At 66.2% G+C, this 16,521-nt stretch carries 16 protein-coding genes; 6 read left to right on the forward strand and 10 right to left on the reverse strand.

Annotated features, from left to right (window positions below; genetic code table 11):
- Positions 1-3: 3 nt before the first annotated feature.
- Both J0J10_RS08255 and J0J10_RS08260 read right to left on the reverse strand, forming a co-directional pair.
- A complete protein-coding gene (locus J0J10_RS08255; RefSeq protein WP_291646049.1) occupies positions 4-912 on the reverse strand; it encodes a LysR family transcriptional regulator in 909 nt (302 codons plus the stop codon).
- A gap of 125 nt (positions 913-1,037) precedes the next feature.
- Positions 1,038-2,387, reverse strand: a complete 1,350-nt coding sequence (locus J0J10_RS08260; RefSeq protein ID WP_291646050.1) for a sugar porter family MFS transporter — start codon at positions 2,385-2,387, stop codon at positions 1,038-1,040.
- A 135-nt stretch (positions 2,388-2,522) separates the two neighbouring features.
- Here J0J10_RS08260 and J0J10_RS08265 point away from each other — a divergent pair, with 135 nt between their 5' ends.
- The 5 genes from J0J10_RS08265 to J0J10_RS08285 are packed head-to-tail and all read left to right on the forward strand — an operon-like array spanning position 2,523 to position 8,483.
- Entirely contained in the window at positions 2,523-3,860 is a 1,338-nt protein-coding gene (locus tag J0J10_RS08265) for a DegT/DnrJ/EryC1/StrS family aminotransferase (protein ID WP_291646051.1), read from the forward strand.
- Complete coding sequence (locus tag J0J10_RS08270) at positions 3,805-5,268, forward strand: sugar porter family MFS transporter (RefSeq protein ID WP_291646052.1); 1,464 nt, start codon at positions 3,805-3,807, stop codon at positions 5,266-5,268. Before J0J10_RS08265 ends, J0J10_RS08270 begins: the two co-directional genes overlap by 56 nt.
- The gene (locus tag J0J10_RS08275) at positions 5,265-5,633 is read left to right on the forward strand and encodes a hypothetical protein (protein WP_291646053.1); all 369 of its coding nucleotides are present in this window, start codon (positions 5,265-5,267) and stop codon (positions 5,631-5,633) included. The genes J0J10_RS08270 and J0J10_RS08275 overlap by 4 nt, the downstream gene beginning before the upstream one ends.
- The gene (locus tag J0J10_RS08280) at positions 5,620-7,248 is read left to right on the forward strand and encodes a GMC oxidoreductase (RefSeq protein WP_291646054.1); all 1,629 of its coding nucleotides are present in this window, start codon (positions 5,620-5,622) and stop codon (positions 7,246-7,248) included. The genes J0J10_RS08275 and J0J10_RS08280 overlap by 14 nt, the downstream gene beginning before the upstream one ends.
- Positions 7,249-7,298: 50 nt before the next feature.
- Positions 7,299-8,483 (forward strand): M23 family metallopeptidase, encoded by a 1,185-nt coding sequence (locus J0J10_RS08285; RefSeq protein ID WP_291646055.1) that lies wholly within the window; start codon positions 7,299-7,301, stop codon positions 8,481-8,483.
- 115 nt (positions 8,484-8,598) lie between these two features.
- Here J0J10_RS08285 and J0J10_RS08290 read toward each other — a convergent pair whose 3' ends face one another.
- The gene (locus J0J10_RS08290; protein ID WP_291646056.1) at positions 8,599-9,666 is read right to left on the reverse strand and encodes a hypothetical protein; all 1,068 of its coding nucleotides are present in this window, start codon (positions 9,664-9,666) and stop codon (positions 8,599-8,601) included.
- A gap of 436 nt (positions 9,667-10,102) precedes the next feature.
- Between J0J10_RS08290 and phnD the strand changes: the two genes are divergently transcribed.
- Entirely contained in the window at positions 10,103-11,146 is a 1,044-nt protein-coding gene (gene phnD / locus J0J10_RS08295; RefSeq protein ID WP_291646057.1) for a phosphate/phosphite/phosphonate ABC transporter substrate-binding protein, read from the forward strand.
- A 94-nt stretch (positions 11,147-11,240) separates the two neighbouring features.
- Here the strand turns inward: phnD and J0J10_RS08300 are convergent, their stop codons facing one another.
- The 7 genes from J0J10_RS08300 to J0J10_RS08330 form a co-directional block, all read right to left on the reverse strand.
- Positions 11,241-11,954, reverse strand: coding sequence for a cytochrome c3 family protein (locus J0J10_RS08300; RefSeq protein WP_291646058.1), 714 nt, complete (start codon positions 11,952-11,954; stop codon positions 11,241-11,243).
- Between the two features lie 12 nt (positions 11,955-11,966).
- A complete protein-coding gene (locus tag J0J10_RS08305) occupies positions 11,967-12,470 on the reverse strand; it encodes a nitrate reductase cytochrome c-type subunit (RefSeq protein WP_291646059.1) in 504 nt (167 codons plus the stop codon).
- On the reverse strand, positions 12,437-14,938 hold the full coding sequence (gene napA, locus J0J10_RS08310; RefSeq protein WP_291646060.1) for a periplasmic nitrate reductase subunit alpha: 2,502 nt from the start codon (positions 14,936-14,938) through the stop codon (positions 12,437-12,439). The genes J0J10_RS08305 and napA overlap by 34 nt, the downstream gene beginning before the upstream one ends.
- Positions 14,935-15,213 (reverse strand): chaperone NapD, encoded by a 279-nt coding sequence (locus J0J10_RS08315; protein ID WP_291646061.1) that lies wholly within the window; start codon positions 15,211-15,213, stop codon positions 14,935-14,937. Before J0J10_RS08315 ends, napA begins: the two co-directional genes overlap by 4 nt.
- The gene (napF, locus tag J0J10_RS08320; RefSeq protein WP_291646062.1) at positions 15,206-15,715 is read right to left on the reverse strand and encodes a ferredoxin-type protein NapF; all 510 of its coding nucleotides are present in this window, start codon (positions 15,713-15,715) and stop codon (positions 15,206-15,208) included. Before napF ends, J0J10_RS08315 begins: the two co-directional genes overlap by 8 nt.
- A gap of 10 nt (positions 15,716-15,725) precedes the next feature.
- Positions 15,726-15,905, reverse strand: a complete 180-nt coding sequence (gene napE, locus J0J10_RS08325) for a periplasmic nitrate reductase, NapE protein (RefSeq protein WP_291639715.1) — start codon at positions 15,903-15,905, stop codon at positions 15,726-15,728.
- Positions 15,906-16,204: 299 nt separating this feature from the next.
- On the reverse strand, positions 16,205-16,498 hold the full coding sequence (locus J0J10_RS08330; protein ID WP_291646063.1) for a hypothetical protein: 294 nt from the start codon (positions 16,496-16,498) through the stop codon (positions 16,205-16,207).
- Between the last annotated feature and the right edge of the window lie 23 nt (positions 16,499-16,521).

Below are 16,521 nucleotides of genomic sequence, written 5' to 3' on the forward strand. Positions count from 1 at the left end.
GATTTATACCTGGCTGCGCGCAATGCGGTCGCGTGCTGCGACCTGCTGCGCCATCCGGGCGATGATGCGCGCCGGATAGCTGTCGGGACCGTCGATCCAGCTCGCCATGAAGATCAGGTCGGGCAGCGGATCGGCCTCGACGTCGAGCAGGCGCAGTTCGCCGCTTTCCAGCTCCTTGCCCAGGAAAACCGGCGTGATCACGGCGGAGCCGATACCGTCGAGCACCATGCGCACCACCATCGAGAGCGAGGCGCTGCCATACATGCGCGGCGTCGAGATGCCGACGCGCATCAGCATGTCGCGCACCTGCCGATAAGGCGCGCTGTTCGAGGCATAGGTGATGATCGGCAGGGTCGCGACCTCGGCGAGCGGCACCGGGCCGGGACCGAGATCGACCGAGGATTTCACCACCCAGGCGAGCGGATAGGTGCAGAGCGGCAAATTCTCCACCCGCGCCTCGAGCACGGGCCCGAGCAGGAAGGCGAGGTCGATCTGCCGCGCCATCAGATGGGATTGCAGGATATGCGAGCTGTCGACCTCGATCTCGAGCACGATCGCGGGATAGGCGACATGTACCTCCTCGATCAGCTTCGGCAGCCAGGTCTGGACGATCGTCTCGGCGACGCCGATGCGCAGCATGCCGCTCATCGTGGTCTGGTCACGTGCGGCCTGCATCATGTCGCGCCGGACCTGCATCATCCGCTCGGCATGGGTGAGCAGTTCATGCCCCTTGGCCGTCAACGTCACCCCGCGCGCATCGCGCTCGAACAGGCGCACGCCGAGCGCCGCCTCCAGCGACGCTATGCGCTGCGAGACGGCGGGCTGGGTGGTGCCGAGCTTTTCCGAGGCGGCGCGCAAGCTGCCAAGCGCCGCCGCCCAGAAGAAGGTCTCGATATTGCGCAGGTCGATCATGCCGCGATGATGGACGCGGCGCTGCCGCAATCCAACCGAAAACCCGGGCTTTTCCGCGCCGAAGAGCCCGCGGTTGCAGCCTTGGCTTCGGAGCCGGCGCCGTCCGGGCCGGCAAGGCTACGACCTCAGCCGCCGATCTGCCGCAGGGGCCGGCCGGCGAGCACCGCCGCCTCGATCTCCTCGAGCCGGACTCCGCGCGTCTCCGGCGTGAAGGCGAGGCAGAAGCCGAGCGAGAGCAGGCAGACCACCAGGAACAGCCCGATCGCCCCCGAGAGGCCGATCGCGGCCACGAGCGACAGGAAGGTGAAGGCGATCAGCGCGTTGAACAGCCAGCTCGTCGCCGAGGCCATGGCGATGCCGGCTTCGCGGATCGCCGTCGGGAACAGCTCCGACATCAGCACATAGGGCAGCGGGCCGAGGCTGAGGGCGAAGGCCGCGATGAAGACGGCGAGCCCGGCCAGGCCGATCCAGGGCCAGCCGAGCTGGGAGGCGACGATGACCGCGGCGAGTCCGATCGACATCGCGGCCGAGCCGAAGATCAGCAGCGGCCGGCGGCCCAATCTGTCGACCATGGCGATGGCGGCGATCGTCGCCAGCACGTTGACCAGGCCAAGGCCGAAGGTCGCGGCCAGGGCAGCGGTTCCGGCCGAGAAGCCGAGCTCCTGGAAAATGCGAGGCGCATAATAGAGGATGCCGTCGATGCCGCTCAGATTCTGCAGCACGAAGAGGGTGCTGCAGAGCACGAGCACCGCAGCGGTGCTGCCGCGCCGGAACGGGGCACCGCCGCCGGCCCCGGCAGTGGCGACCGGCATGTCCTGCCACTCATCGGAGAGGCCGAGCGTATGCGTCGCCCGCTGCACCGCAGCCGGATCGCCGCGCGCCGCCAGCCAGCGCGGACTTTCCGGCAGGGCCAGGATCGCCAGCAGAACGAGGCCCAGGGGGAGGATACCGGCGCCGAGCAGGAGCTGCCAGGGCACGGACGCGGCAAAGGCGAGCGTGGCCCCGTAGGCGCCGAGGATGCCGAGCGTGATGGCGAGCTGGAACATCGAGACCACGGCGCCGCGCCGCTGCGCCGGCGTCGTCTCGGCCGCGTACATCGGCACCACCATCGAGATCAGGCCGATGCAAAGCCCGGCAAGGCTGCGCCCGAGCAGCAATCCGGCGAGTCCGAGCCCGGCCAGGATCAGCGTATAGCCGAGCCCGCCGAGCGCGGCCGCCAGCATGATCGTCCGCTTCCGGCCCCAGCCTGCCGAGATCGGGCCGGCACCGGCGGCACCCAGAAAGCAGCCCAGCACCAGGACACCAACGACGAATTGCTCTCCGCTTTCGGAAAGTTCAAATTTGCTCTTTATAATATCCAGAACACCCGCAACAGACGCTATTCCGAATCCGAACGTGAATCCGCCCGATACAATTAGAGTCAAAATCAATACAATTGGCTCAATAGACCTATCGGTCCAAAATTTTCTAATCATTTCCGATTTTTTCCAAACATAAATGACAGTCTTGCCGGTCCAATTCATGTTACAAACTGTATCGGCCAGATCAACATTTGCGGAACGCAATGCTCAGGCCACCCGAAGCTGATGAGTTTCTGACAGGAGAACCGCATGACCGATCTGGCCGAAACGGGATCGCGGATTGGTCAGGAGCGGGCCAATCGGCTCGCCATCGACGGCGGTGCCCCGGTCCGACGCGAGCCGCTCCCCTGGGAGCTGCCGGGCGTGCACTGGATCGGCGAAGAAGAGCGCGAGCTGGTCGACCGCGTCGTACGGGCGCGCAGCCCGTTCCGCTTCTACGGCCCCGACCCGCAGCACATGGTCGAGACGCTGGAACGGGAATGGTGCGAGGCCTTCGGGCATCGCAACGCCCTCGGCGTGTCGTCGGGTACGGCTGCCCTGACGATCGCGCTGTCGGCGCTCGGAGTCGGCCCCGGCGACGAAGTCTTCGTCCCCGGCTATCTTTGGGTGAGCTGCCTCTCGGCGGTGGTGCGGACCGGCGCCATTCCCCGCCTGGTCGACATCGATGAGACCTTCTGCATCGATCCCGAAGATCTCAAGCGCAAGATCGGGCCCCATAGCCGCGCCGTGCTGTGCGTCCATATGAGCGGCGCGCCGGGCCGGATCGCCGAGATCGCCGAGATCTGCCGCGCCTATGGGCTCGGCCTGGTCGAGGATTGCGCCCAGGCGGCGGGGGCCTCGGTCGGCGGGCGAGCGGTGGGACGCTTCGGCGATATCGGCATCTTCAGCTTCCAGCTGAACAAGAACATGACCTCGGGCGATGGCGGAATGCTCGTCGCCGAGGATGACGCGCTGTTCCGGCGCATCGTGGCGCTGCACGATCTCGGCTATCCCCGCAACGAGAAGGGCCGGCTCGACTCCTCCGATGAGAACTGCCAGCTCTGGGGCATGGGCGCGCGCATGTCGGAGCTCGCCGGCGCGATGGCGCTGGCACAGATGCGCAAGCTGCCGCGGATCACCGGCGCGATGCGGGCCTCGAAATGGCGCATCCGCGCGCAGCTGGCCGATCTGCCCGGCCTCGACTTCCGCCATATCCCGGATCCGGCCGGCGATACCGGGCCGTTCCTGCTGATGCTGCTGCCCGATGCCGCCCTGGCGCGGCGCTTCGTCGAGGCGCTGCGCGCCGAGGGCATCGCCGGTCCGCCGGGCAGCCTCGCCTGCATCACCATGCAGGAATGGGGCATGCACTGGTACTTCAACGTTCCGAGCCTGGTGCAGCGCCGCTCCAACAGCCGCGACGGCTTCCCCTGGACGCATCCCGCCAACGCCTTCGCGAAGGATTATGACTACGGCATGGGGGCCTTGCCGCGCTGCGACGAGTTCCAGGCGCGCGGCGCCCTGCTCGCTATCGGCTCGACCCTGACCGAGGCCGATGAAAGCGACATCGTCACCGCCTTCCGCAAGGTGGCGAACGGCCTGCTGCGCTGAGGCGCGCCAACTCACGTCACGCAAGGCGCAGATGATGATCTACTTCATAGCCGCTATCGCCGGCATCGCAGGGTTCCTGTTCGGCTTCGACGAGGGTGTCATCGCCGGCGCGCTGCATCTGCTGCGCGGGGAATTCACCATCAACCCGTTCGACGAGGGGTTGATGACGGCCGCCGTCCCGCTCGGGGCCCTGGGTGGGGCGCTTTTGGCGGGCCGGACCACCGAAACCTATGGCCGCCGCGCCCTGCTGCTGGTCGCCGGCGTGCTTTTCGCGGCAGGAGCGCTGCTCTCGGCCGCAGCCGGTGCGGTCTGGATCCTGACGGCCTCGCGCCTGCTGCTGGGTCTTGCTGTCGGCATCGCCGCGATGGTGGCGCCGCTCTACATTTCCGAAAGCGCGCCTGCCGAGAAGCGCGGCATGCTGGTCTCGATCTATCAGCTGGCGATCACGCTCGGCATTCTCGGCGCCTATCTCGTCGGCTTCGCGTTTTCCGAGTCCTGGCGGCTGATGTTCGTGATGGGCGTATTGCCGGCGCTCGCCTTGCTCGTCGGGATGTATCGCATGGGCGATACGCCGCGCTGGCTCGCCTTGCAGGGCCGCACCGAGGAGGCGCGCCTGGCGATCGCGCGGATTCGCGAGCTCGCGCCGCATGATCCGGCGGTCGATGCGGAGCTCGCGAGCATACGCCAGGCGGCGCAGCAACGGACCCGGCCCGGCACCTGGGGCGACCTGCTCAGCCCGACGGTACGGCCGGCGCTGGTCGTCGGCATGGGACTGTTCTTCCTGCAGCAGCTCAGCGGCATCAACGCCGTGATCTACTACGCGCCGACGGTGTTCAAGGAGGCCGGCTTCAACTCGACCTCGACCCAGATCCTGGCGACCGTCGGCATCGGCGTGGTCAATGTCGGGATGACCTTCGTCGGCATGTATCTGATCGACCGGATCGGCCGGCGGCGCCTGCTCTTCATCGGCTTCGCCGGAACCGCCCTCAGCCTCGGCATGATCGCGCTCGCTGCGGCCACCGCCTCGGAATCGCTGGATATCCTCGCGACCATCGGGATGGTGCTCTATATCGCCGCCTTCGCCGCCAGCATCGGCCCCCTGCCCTGGGTGATGATGTCAGAGATCTTCCCGCTCAAGGTGCGCAGCCTCGGCATGAGCGTGACCTCGCTCGCCAATTGGGGCTTCAACTTCCTGGTCGTGTTCTCCTTCCCGATATTGGTCAGCAGCATCGGGCTCGGCGGCGTCTTCGCGGTCTATGCGCTGGTCTGCGCCGCAGGGCTGGTCTTCACCTATCTGCTCGTGCCTGAAACCAGCGGTGTCTCGCTCGAGGAGATCGAGCGGCATCTGGAATCGGGGCAGCCGTTCCGGACGCTCGACGCCGCGCCGGTCCGGGTCGCGACGGCATGACCCAGATGCAACCCATTCTCGAAGCCGAACCGTCGGGAGCTCCGTCCGCCGGCGCCACGGCCATTCCACAGGACTGCGAGCGACTTGTCGCGGCGCTGATCGAACTCAGCCCCTATCGCACGGTGCTGCGGCCACTCCTGAGCGATATCGCGCGGATCGGCCGGGCCAACCGGCAGATCAGCGCAGCACTGACCATCGTCGAACTGCGCGCCGACTTCGCCCATACGGGCCGACTGCGCCGCGCCGATCTCGGCCCCGAGCGGACCGCGCTGCTCGGCTTCCTCGAATATATCCGCTTCGCCTCGCCGGATTTCTTGCGCTCAGTCGGGGAATGGCCCGTGGGAGGCATGCGTGACCGAGGCTGAATTCTGCGATGTCGTGGTCGTCGGCACCGGGGCCGGCGGCGGCATTCTCGCCCACAAACTCGCCAGATCAGGCCTGCGCACCATCTCGCTAGAACATGGCGCGATGCTGCCGGAGGATCATTTCCGGACGACGATACCACCCGGCGTGACCCGGGATTTCGGCATTGACCCAAGCACGACCTGGCCCAGCGATCCGCATGACAGCCTGTTCGTCCATCCGCTCTTCGCCGATGGCAAGGTCGGCTCGACGGCGCGTCCCAAGGACGGTTTCCGCCATTTCCAAGTGCTCGCCGTCAACGGATTGCAGAACCTCTGGAACGGCGTCAGCGTCCGCTTTTCGGCGGAGGATTTCAGATCCTGGCCGTTCTCCTATGCCGATCTGGCACCGCATTACGGCGCGGTCGAGCGTCTGATCGCCGTCTGCGGCACGAAAGAGGGGCTTCCGAACCTGCCGGACGGCGATTATCTGCCGCCGAAGCCGCTGCGCCCGGCCGACCGGTTGATCGTCGACGCCGTGAATTCGCTGAAGGACGGGCACTCCCACGCGATCCCGAACCGCAAGGCGATCAACACCAAGGCGGGAACACCAACATCCTGCATCTCGACGGGGATGTGCACCTCGGGCTGCCCGGTCGGTGCGGTCTACAAATTCTCGACACGGCTGCTGCCGCAGATCGCCGACCTGCCGAACTACGAGTTGCGGACGCAGGCGAAGGTGGTCCGCCTGCTTCGCGACGGCGACAGCCGGCGGATCGAGGGGGTCGAGTATATCGATCTCGCGACCGGAGACCGGAGACGCTTGCGCGCCGGCATCGTCGTGCTGGCCGCCGGAGCGCTCGAGACGCCGCGCATCCTGTTCAACTCAGCCGACGAGGCGGATCCCTCCGGCCTCGGCAACCGGCATGAGCGGGTCGGGGCGGGCCTGCAGGACAATCCCAAGGTCGTGCTCTCGACCTCGCTGCTGAAGCTCTGGGGCAAGCGGCGCGATTACGATCTCGGCTATGGCGACCTGCTGATCCTCTTGTCGCAGGGCAGGCTGTCCGATGGCGCGCCCTTCCCCTTCATCGGCCACGCCATCCACAGCGCGCCCGACGTGCCGCATTACCTGACCGGCATGCGCCACTTCCCGCCCTTCCTGAAGGAGCGGTTCGCCCGGATGATGTTCCATAGCTATGTCACGCTCGGCCTGTTCTGCCAGGGCGAGGCGATGCTGGGGAACCGGGTGCGCCCCGGCCGGAGCTTCGATGCCTATGGCGTCCGGCAGGTCGAGGTCGATTTCACGATTCCGGCCACGAGCCACCAGATGATGGACGCGATGACGGTCTGGGGCCGGCGCGTGCTTCGGCGGGCTTCCGCCACGATCATCTATGCCAGCCGCGACAACAGCGGCACCGGCATCCATTATGCCGGCACCACCGCCATCTCGCAGGCCCCCCGCCAGGGCGTCGTCGATGCCGACCTGAAATGCCACGAGTTCGACAATCTCTATGTCTGCGATGGCGGCGTCATTCCCAAGCTGCCCGACAAGCATCTGACCCTGACCATCATGGCGCTGGCCGACCGGCTCGGCGGTCATCTCGTCGAGACCGTGCGGCAGCAGGCGGTTGCGGCCTGACGGCGCGGCGACGTGGCAATTCAGAACGGGGGCGTGCGATGAGCGGGTTGATGAAAACGCTGCTCGCCCTGGCCGTTGGCTTCGCGCTCGGCTCGCCGCTGGGGCACGCACCGCGCGCCGAGACACCGGCAGCCCCTGCCGCCGTAAAGCCGACGGCGCTGGTCGGCGAGGTCCTGTTCCCGCCGAAGCCCGTGCTCGGCTCGGATGGTCTCCAGCACCTGGTCTACGAGCTGCAGCTCTCGAATGTGACGGCCGAGCGGGTGCAGCTGAAGCGGATCGGCATTTTCGGCGATGACGACAAGGAGCCGCTCGCGGTCCTCGACGGCGCGGAGATCGCGCAGCGTTTCTCGCCGGCGGGCCGGCGGGGCAACGAGTCGGCGGAGCTCGGCGGCTACCAATACGGCATCGGCTTCCTGCATGTCGCGCTGCCGGTCGGACGCACTGTTCCACAGCGCCTGCGGCACGAGGTCGAGGCATGGTTCGACCAGTTCAAGGCCGATGCCACGATGCAGTTCGGCCCGGTCGCCCTGGCCAGTTCGGCACCGCCAGTCCTCGGACCGCCGCTGCGCGGCGACGGCTATATCGCCGGGGATGGCTGCTGCGGCTCGACACGGCATGTTCGCGCCCTGCTGCCGCTCAATGGCGGCTTTCGCCTGGCGCAGCGCTTCGCCATCGACTGGGAGAAGCTCGGGGCGGACGGACGCCTAGTCAAGGGCGGCCGGAAGCAGGTCGGCAATTATCACATCTATGGTGAGCCCATTCTGGCGGTGGCCGACGGCACCATCGTCGATACGCGGAACGATCTTCCCGACCAGGTTCCCGGAGCGCTGCCCGACGGGCTGCCGATCAGCGAGGCCGACGGGAATTTCGCCGTGCTCGACATCGGCGGCGGCGCCTTCGTGCTCTACGCCCATATGAAGCCGGGCAGCGTCCGGGTCAAAACCGGAGACAAGGTCAAGCGCGGCGACGTGATCGGCGAGGTCGGCAATACCGGCAACAGCTCGGAGCCGCATCTGCACCTGCATGTCATGGACGGGCCCTCTCCGCTGCTCGCCGACGGCCTGCCCTATGTCTTCGACGCCTTCACGGTGAAGGCGATCGATCGCGCCGGCACCGCCGATTTCGACCGGGCCGCCGAGACGGGTTCGCCGGTCAGCCTGACACCGCTCTTCCCGCCGCTCGCGATCCGGAACGCGCTGCCGCTCGACCTCAGCGTCGTCGAATGGGGACAGTGAGGCAGCGCCGGCGCTTTTGTCGGCCGCCAGCCTTGCCTGCGACCTATAGCATCGGCAACCGGCATCGACTGAAAGGCCCGGACGGCCGGGCAACCCGGCGCATCCCGCGCGCCTCTCAATGCCAGGACGGCAGCGTCTGCAGAGCCTCGGCAGGAGCGAGCCGGTCGAGCATCAGTTCGAGCGATGCGAGATCCTTGTGACTCGCCTCGCAGAGGCTCGTGGAAGACGAGCCGCCGAGGAAATCGACGATGCCGCTCCCGAGCACCGCCCTTTCGGCCTCGTCACGATAGCCAAGTGCCGCCAGTTCGTTTTCGACCTGCCCTCCCTCGGCGGCGATGTAGCCGGTACGCGCGACCAGATCCGCGGCCCGGCTCGCCGGCGCCCGCAACAGAAGGATGCGGGAGGCGGTGGCGCGGGCATCGGGATCGTGCACGGCCGCGCCGCTGAGAACACCGCCGATGAGATTGGCCGGCGGGGTGGGCACGTTCAGGGCCAGAAAGAACAGCCGGTGTGTGTAGGAGCAGGTCAGCGCGCTCTGCGCGGCGCGGCCATCGCTGAGCAATTGCCCGCTCATCAGAACCTGGCGATTGAACAGGTTCTCGCTGTAATTGATCTGCAGTTGCCGCATTGAATCGGCGTGAACCGTCACCTGACCGACGATCAGCCGGCCGGCCTGAACACGTGACCAGGCCGGCGAGATCGCGAGATAGACGCCCTCCAGCCAATGCCCGCCGGGCTGCTGCCCGCTTCGCCGGGCCGAGGGCGCCGCACCGGCGGCCTGTACCGGCGCGGATGGCAGCCCGGCCTCGGCTCGCAGCTCCGTGAGCACGGTTTCCGGAATCGCGAAACGGGCGCTGAGCGCGTCCTGAAACTCGTCGAAAGAGGATGAGGCGAGAAATGGCGCGGCCAGCATGCCGCCGAGCACGCGCGCCCAATCCTCATAGACGCTGGAGGCGCGCGGCATCGCCTTGCCACTGAGCCACTTATAGGCGTTCTGCGGCACGAACACTGTCGCCCGGTTGCTCGCGGCGAAGCGGGCGCAGAGCTCCTTGCTGGTCGAGCAGCCCAGCACCACGGAGGTCAGCCGCAGCTTCAGAGCGAGGTGCAGCGAAGCCTCGGCAAGCGGGGGCTGGCGATCATTGTCGGCCCGCAGCGGCACGCCATCCAGTCTCGATTGCTTCACCGCGCCCCCCGCCCCCTGACATTGCTCTCCTGAAAGACCGCTGTGGCGGCCCCGGCCAGCACTGCGATGCCCGAGCGGATCTCGCCAAGAAATCCTTCGCGGCGATGCCGGAGGCGCTACGATGCGGCACGGCGTGGCCCTTTGCCACCAGGAATTCGCAGGGAGCATCCTTCTTCGACCCAGGCGCCTTGCGATCCGCCCCGGAGATCACCGAAACCGGCCGCCAGCCGGAGGCGTTCGCCGCCCGCGACCCGGGCAGAAGGCTCGTACGCGAGCCGGATAAAGCGGCCTGGACAGGGCGGGCCGCAATAATTCGGCACATAAGTATTGACCGAGAGACATTTGTCCAGGAATTCTGATTCTGACGCCGGCAAAGAATCCGGCCAGAAGCCGCGGCGGCAGAATGGTCGCGCCGCATTGTCTCGGGAGGTTCAAGATGAAATTCGCCAATCCAGCCAGAGCCGCCATTCTCGGCTCCGTCGCCGCCATCGCCTTGACCTCGTTCGGCGCTCAGGCCCAGGACGCCTGTCCCAAACGTGGACAGCTCGACGACCAGTATTGCGACGCCAACAATGACCTCGTCGCCGACACCCCGACCGACCCTGCCAAGCAGAAGGACCCTTCGACCCTGGTCTTCGCCTATACGCCGGTCGAGGATCCCGCGATCTATGCCAACCTGCTCAAGCCGTTCGTGACGCATCTCAACACCTGCATCGGCCGCAAGGTGGTGTATTTCTCGGTCCAGTCGAACACCTCGCAGATCGAGGCCATGCGCTCAGGCCGGCTGCATGTCGCCGGCTTCTCGACCGGTCCGACCGCCTTCGCCGTCAACATGGCGGGCGCGGTGCCCTTCGCCGCCGGCGGCTCGGAAGCCGGGCCGCGCGGCTACAAGCTGGTCGCGCTGGTCAAGGCGAGCAGCCCCTACAAATCGATGGCGGATCTCAAGGGCAAGAAGGTCGCGCATACCTCGCCCTCCTCGAATTCGGGCAATCTCGCGCCACGCGTGCTGTTCCCGCCGCTCGGCCTGACCCCGGACAATGACTACAAGCCGCTGATGTCGGGCGGGCACGACAAGTCGATCCTCGGCGTCAACCATGGCGACTACGACATGGCGGCAGTCGCCGACGATGTCTTCGAGCGGATGGTCGCGCGCGGCACGATCAAGCGCGATGATTTCCGCGTGCTCTACACCAGCGAGGTCTTCCCGACGAACGGCTATGTCCACGCCCATGACCTGAAGCCGGAACTGGCGGCGAAGATCCGCGAATGCTTCTTCAGCTACAAGTTCACGGATGAGGAGAAGAAGGAGTTCAACGGCGAGGACCGCTACGTCCCGATCACCTATAAGGAGAAATGGGGCGTGGTGCGCGAGGTCGCCGAGAAGTCGGGCACGCCGTTCAACAAGCGCAGTTACGAGGCGGAAGCCAAGCGCGAGGCCGAGGCGCTGGAACGCAAGAAGGCCCAGCAGCCCAAGAACTGATCGCTGGCTCAGCGCTGAAATAAAGGAAGAGGGCCCCGGCACATACCGGGGCCCTCTTTGCGTTCAGGCCGACATGGCTGAAAGTGCGCCGCCCTTACTTTGAGGGCAGATCTGCGAGATAGGCCCGCATCTCGCGCTCGGGTCCATGATAGGAGCTCGTGGTCTTGCCCTGAAGCTCCGGCTTGTCCTTCCAGCCGGGCTCGATGCCTGTCATGTCGGGAAGCAGATGCGCGATGCCCTTGTGGCAGTCGATGCAGGTCTTCTCGCCCGTGGTCAGGAAGCGGCTATGGATATCGGCCGCCCGGCGTGTCTGCTTGGTGAAGTCCATCGCCACCGAGGAGTGGCAGTTGCGGCATTCCAGGGAGTCGTTGGCCTTGAGGCGCGACCATTCGTGCTTGGCGAGCTCGAGGCGCATGTTGAGGAACTTCTCGCGCGTCGAGATCGTCCCGAAGATCTTGCCCCAGACCTCCTTCGAGGCCTGCATCTTGCGGGCGATCTTGTCGGTCCAGTTATGCGGAACATGGCAGTCCGGGCAGCTGGCGCGCACGCCCGACCGGTTGGAGAAGTGCACCGTCTGGGTCAGCTCCTGATAGACGTTGTCGCGCATCTCGTGACAGGAGATGCAGAACTTCTCGGTGTTGGTGACCTCGAGCGCGGTGTTGAAGCCGCCCCAGAACAGCACCCCGCAGATGAAGCCGCCGACCGTCAGGAAGCCGAGGCTGAGATAGGCGCTGGGCCGGCTGATGATGCGCCAGAACCAGAGCACCCGGTTCCAGCACCAGAGAAACAGAGCCTTGAGCTTTGCCATCACGCCGCCCCGTTATCGCTTGCGGCCAATGTCTTTGGCGTCCTGGAAGGTATTCTGGACCAAAGGCGGCACATCGGTCTGCTGGACATGGCAGGCGGTACAGAAATAGCGCCGCGGCGTCACGTCGGAGAGCACCTGGCCATCGCGATCCTGAAAATGCGTGACGCTGATCATCGGGGCGCCGGAGCCCTCGGTGAACTCGCGCTTATGGCAATCCATGCAGCGATTGGTGTTGAGCGTCAGCTGGTAGCCGTCGATCGCATGCGGAATCACCGGCGGCTGCTCCGGATAGTTCCGCATCCGCCTGACGTCGTCGACGACCGGGCGCCCCAGCGCCGGAACCCTGTCCAGCTCCATGGGCTGGGCCGTGCCGGTCAGCCGCGGAACGATCTTCACCGGCGCCCCCTCCTGCGAGAAGGCTGCCCCGAAGACCAGGACGATGCAGGCCGCCAGCGCGGCCCCGAGGACGGTCCGCGCGCGCATCAGGCGGTGACCGGAACGATCTTGACCGCGCATTTCTTGAAATCCGTCTGCTTGGAGATGGGATCGGTGGCGTCCAGCGTCGTCTTGTTGATCAGCTGGCTGGCGTCGAACCAGGGCACGAAGACGACGCCGGGCGGCATGCGGTTGCGCCCGCGCGTCTCGACGCGGGTGCGCATCTCGCCGCGCCGCGAGATCAGCCTGATCTCGGCGCCCTGGTTGAGCCCGCGCTTGCGGGCGTCCTCGGGATGCATGAAGCAGCGGGCCCCGGGGAAAGCCTTGTAGAGCTCGGGCACGCGCATGGTCATCGAGCCGGAATGCCAGTGCTCGAGCACACGGCCGGTGACCAGCCAGAGATCGTATTCACCATCCGGCGATTCCGCCGGCGGCTCGTAGGGCACCGCGATGATGCGGGCCTTGCCGTCCTTGTTGCCGTAGAACTCGAAGCCCTTGCCCGGCTTCACATAGGGGTCGAGCCCCTCGCGATAGCGCCAGAGCGTCTCCTTGCCGTCGACCACCGGCCAGCGCAGGCCGCGGACCTCGTGATAGAGCTCGTAAGGCCCGAGATCATGGCCATGGCCGCGGCCGAAGCTGGCATATTCCTCGAACAGGCCCTTGTGGACGTAGAAGCCGAAATCCTTGGATTCCTGGTTCTCGTAGTCGGGGCTGGTCTCCGACAGCGCGAACTTGTCGACATTGCCGTTGCGGAACAGCACGTCGAACAGGGTCTTGCCGCGATAGTTCGGGTTGGCGTCGAGAATCTCCGGCGGCCAGACCTCGTCGGTGGTGAAGCGCTTGGAGAATTCCATGAGCTGCCAGAGATCGGAGCGAGCCTGGCCCGGCGCGTTGACGAGCTGGTGCCAGACATGGGTGCGCCGCTCGGCATTGCCGTAGGCGCCCTCCTTCTCGACCCACATCGCCGCCGGCAAGATCAGGTCGGCCGCCAGCGCGGTCACGGTCGGATAGGCGTCGGAGACGACGATGAAGTTCTCGGGATTGCGATAGCCCGGATAGGTCTCGCCGGAACTATTGGGCGCCGCCTGGAGGTTGTTGTTGACCTGGATCCAGTAGAAATTCAGCTTGCCGTCCTTGAGCATGCGGTCCTGCTCGACGGCGTGGTAGCCCGGCTTCTCCGGGATGATGCCGGGCGGGACGCGCCAGATCTCCTCGGTGTGCTTGCGATGCTCGGGATTGGTCACCGTCATGTCCGCCGGCAGGCGGTGGGCGAAGGTGCCGACCTCCCGAGCGGTGCCGCAGGCCGAAGGCTGGCCGGTCAGCGAGAACGGGCTGTTGCCGGGCTCGGAGATCTTACCTGTCAGGAGATGCAGGTTGTAGACGAGCTGGTTGGCCCAGACGCCGCGCACATGCTGGTTGAAGCCCATGGTCCAGAGCGAGACGACCTTGCGCTTGGGATCGGCATAGAGCTCGGCGAGCTGCTGCAGGAAGCCGGGCTCGACGCCGGTGAGCGCCGAGACCTTCTCCAGCGTGTAGTCCTTGACGAAGTCGGCATAGGCCTGGAAGTCGCTCGGCGTGGTCGCGGCCGGATCGGCCGCCTTCCTGGCCTTGACCTCGCGCGGATCGTCCGGCCGCAGGCCATAGCCGATCTCGGTCGCGCCCTTGACGAAGGTGGTGTGCTTCTCGACGAACTCCTTGTTCACCCGGCCGGTCGAGATGATGTGGTTGGCGATGTAGTTCAGGATCGCCAGGTCGGTGCCCGGCTTGAACACGATCGGGATGTCGGCGAGGTCGGAGCTGCGATGGGTGAAGGTCGAGAGCACCGCGACCTTGACATGCGGCTGGCCGAGCCGACGATCCGTCACCCTGGTCCAGAGGATCGGGTGCATCTCCGCCATGTTCGAGCCCCAGAGCACGAAGGCGTCGGCATGCTCGAAATCATCGTAGCAGCCCATCGGCTCGTCCATGCCGAAGGTGCGCATGAAGGCGTAGGCGGCCGAGGCCATGCAGTGGCGCGCATTGGGGTCGAGGTTGTTGGAGCGGAAGCCGGCCCGCATCAGCTTGGTCGCGGCATAGCCCTCGAAGATCGTCCACTGGCCCGAGCCGAACATGCCGAGCGCGGTCGGTCCCTTGGCCTTCAGCGTCGCCTTGGCCTTGGCGGCCATGGTGTCGAAGGCCTCCTCCCAGGAAACCGGGGTGAACTCGCCATCCTTGGCGTAGACGCCGTTCTTCTTGCGCAGCAGCGGCTGGGTCAGCCGGTCGCTGCCATACATGATCTTCGAGAGGAAATAGCCCTTGATGCAGTTGAGGCCGCGATTGACGTCGGCCTTCATGTCGCCATGGGTGGCGATGACCTTGCCTTCCTTGACGCCGACCATGACGCCGCAGCCGGTGCCGCAGAAGCGGCAGGGCGCCTTGGACCATTTGATCTGAAGGCTGTCGACGCCGCCGGTGACCGGCTGCGCCTCGGCCGGAACGCTCATATTGGCAGCGAGAGCGGCGACGCCGGCCGCCTGCGCCTTCAGCATCTCGCGACGGGACAGGGTCATGAGTTCACTCCGATGTCGTCGAGTTCTTCGATCTGCTCGAAGACCATGTTTGCTGACAGTACGCCGTCGAAAAGCGCGATCTCGGTTAGGCGCCCACCGATCTCGCCGGTGCTCGCGCCTTCCATCACGATCACGATCTTGCCGCCCTCGACCCGATGCACCTCGGTGTCGGGGATGGCTTCGATCCGGGCTACGACCTCGGCGCAGCGTTCCGGGAAGGCCGAGACGACAGCGCTCGATATGTGGACGAGGCGGGGCTGAGCACGATCAGACATGGACGGCCTCCGCTATCGGCACGGCGATGGCGATCGCGTCCGCGGGGCAGGTCGAGATGCAGGCGCCGCAACTGGTGCAGCGATCGGCCGCGAGCTCCGGCAAGGCCGGGCCGCCGAGCCGGGGACGAAAACGGATCGCGCCTTCCGGGCAGGCATCCCCGCAGCTCTGGCAGACGACGCCGCGCGCAGCGAAGCAGGCCTCACCGATCGCGACGACATGCGGGAAGGCCGGCAAGGTACGGTCGAACACCGGCTCGGGGCAGGCTTCGGCGCATTTGCCACAGAAGGTGCATTCATTGCGGCTGAAATCGATCTGTGGCCAGCGCCCCGGCCCCATCCGGACGATCGCCTGCGGGCACGCGTCGATGCAGGCGCCGCAGCCGGTGCAGGCGGCGACGAGCTTCTCGAAGCGGGTCCAGGGTGGTTGGACAGCGTCGCGCGCTGGGGCAAGGCGGCCCGTCAGGAAGCCGCGTCTGCCGAGATCCGGAGTTCCCGTAGCCATGACCCGCACCTCACGCCGGAGGCCCGGGCGGTCCAAGGACCAGTTGCGACATCCAGATGAGGAAGCCATAGCCGCCGACGATACCGACGGCGATGAGCGGCCAGATCACGACGGCAAGGATGATGAAGGCCAGAATTTCATCACGCCGAGTGCGAGCCTCACCGGTTCCGGTACTGACATTCTCGGACATCGCCATAGCTCCCCGATCGCAGGCCATACGCCTCGCTAACTGGGTCTCAAACTATATCTTTTCTAATGAGACTATGTGATCGGCAGACGACACTGTCTAGCCTCCCCGGCACAAATTTTCTACGGAAAAACCCCGATCAAAGCGGCAAGCAGAAGGCGAACCAACTCAGTCGACAAATTATACATCGACAATACTGATTTTCGGCATTTTCACGCTTCGGGCGCGACGTGGTTCGGCGTCGCGCCCTTGATCGTCCGGCGAAAGCCGAAACGGCAATCGAGGAGGCGGATCTCCTGCCGTCAGGGGCAGAGATAGCCGCTGCGGCCCTGCGGCACGCAGCGCGCGCCGTTAGGCAAATTCAAGGCACCCGAGGCGTCACGCCGGACATAGGCGCCGTTGGGCAGGGTGAACCCGCCGGCGGGGTCGACCTCGACGCGCGTGCCGTCGGGCAGGACATAGCCGCCGGCACCATCGGCGACGATGCGCTTAGCTTGCGGAGAAACCTGCGGAGCGACCTGCCGCGACTGCGAAACGCAGCCCGCAACCAGCGTGACCAGGGCCGCTGCGGCGGCAAATCGGATAGCGCGTGTCATCATCACCTCTCGAACGGTTGTCG

The organism is Allobosea sp. (assembly GCF_017308075.1).
GTDB lineage: Bacteria > Pseudomonadota > Alphaproteobacteria > Rhizobiales > Beijerinckiaceae > Allobosea.